This window comes from Halobacillus sp. BBL2006 (assembly GCF_000786645.1).
Lineage (GTDB): Bacteria > Bacillota > Bacilli > Bacillales > Halobacillaceae > Halobacillus.
In genome coordinates, this window is record NZ_JRNX01000128.1 from 1 (window position 1) to 1,224 (window position 1,224).

A 1,224-nucleotide genomic window follows, 5' to 3' on the forward strand; every position below is an offset into this window, starting at 1 on the left:
AGTGTCCCAACCTCCGCATCCAATGACGGCTTTGCGAGCAGCAACTGTTCTTTACTCATTGAAGGAAGAAAAACGACCGTTCCAGCCAAAGTTCCTTATGGAATCGTGGCCGACCTCGATATCATTCAGCACGCCCCTGATAAATTTATTCTGGCTGGCGTCGGTGATTTAATGTCGAATATCACCGCCCTTTACGACTGGGAATATGAAGAATCCCGTGGTGTCGGTCATGTTAATGCGTTTGCTTCTATGTTGAGTAAAAAAGCCGTGAATAGTTTTATACGAACGCCGATGCAGGACATAAAGAACCCTACGTTTTTAAAAGAACTTGTCAGCTCCTTGACGATGGGAGGAGTGGCGACAGTCATCAGTGGTAACAGCGCTCCCATCAGCGGGTCGGAACACCTTGTTTCTCACGCTCTTGATAAGTATGCAGAGCACCCTCAGATGCATGGAATTCAGGTCGGTATCGCTACTTACATTGTGGCAAATGTGCAGGAACATCGAGCGGAACGCATGCAAAAGGTATTCAGCCGTACAGGGTTTTTCGAATATGTGAAGTCCCTGGGGATAAGAAGGCATGACTTCCAGCTGGCGATTGAAAAAAGTCCCCTCATCAAGCCGAACCGCCACACGTTTCTTCATGAAGAAGTGTATCGTGAGAAAGCATTGACCTTTCTAGAAGAAGATGAAGTACTCGAATATATTTTAAATTGAATGCTCAAAAGGGGATCTGACTGGGTCCTTTTTTTAAAAAGAGAAACCTTACAAAGGATCAATTTCTTTCAAGAGAATAAAAGGGGTTGGACATAATTATAAACATCCAATCTAAAGACGAACGACTAAGGGTAGGGAAATTTAGAAGTAATCGATGGCTCTGAATGACCGCTTCGGAAATACACTCCGCTTTTCGCGGGCGGCTGAAGCCGTGCTCGCGGAAAGCGATGCATTCTGTCGGAACGGTCATCCTTCCACCTTACAAGACAAATGCCCGAAGTAATAGCAGGAATTGGACATGTTGCGCTAATCTACCATAAAAAACCGAACGATGGTAAAATCTTATCATAAGAATTTCACCATCGTTCGATTTTTAGAATGGCTAAAACACTTCTGTCCCAGCCGCTTGAAATTTCACGAACACGGGGAGGTTACTTGGCATTTTTATCTGGTTGGTGAACACCAAAAATATTTCCTTCGGTATCAAAAAAGTATCCCTGCCAAGCC

At 44.4% G+C, this 1,224-nt stretch carries 1 protein-coding gene and 1 pseudogene; one reads left to right on the forward strand and one right to left on the reverse strand.

Annotation, left to right across the window (positions count from 1 at the left end):
* A partial coding sequence (locus tag LD39_RS04685) for an iron-containing alcohol dehydrogenase family protein (RefSeq protein ID WP_035543422.1) occupies positions 1-717 on the forward strand: 717 nt, incomplete at its 5' end.
* Positions 718-1,148: 431 nt separating this feature from the next.
* On the opposite strand, the pseudogene LD39_RS23455 reads toward LD39_RS04685, so the two are convergent.
* Positions 1,149-1,224 (reverse strand): annotated as a pseudogene (locus tag LD39_RS23455) (VOC family protein); the annotation flags it as partial.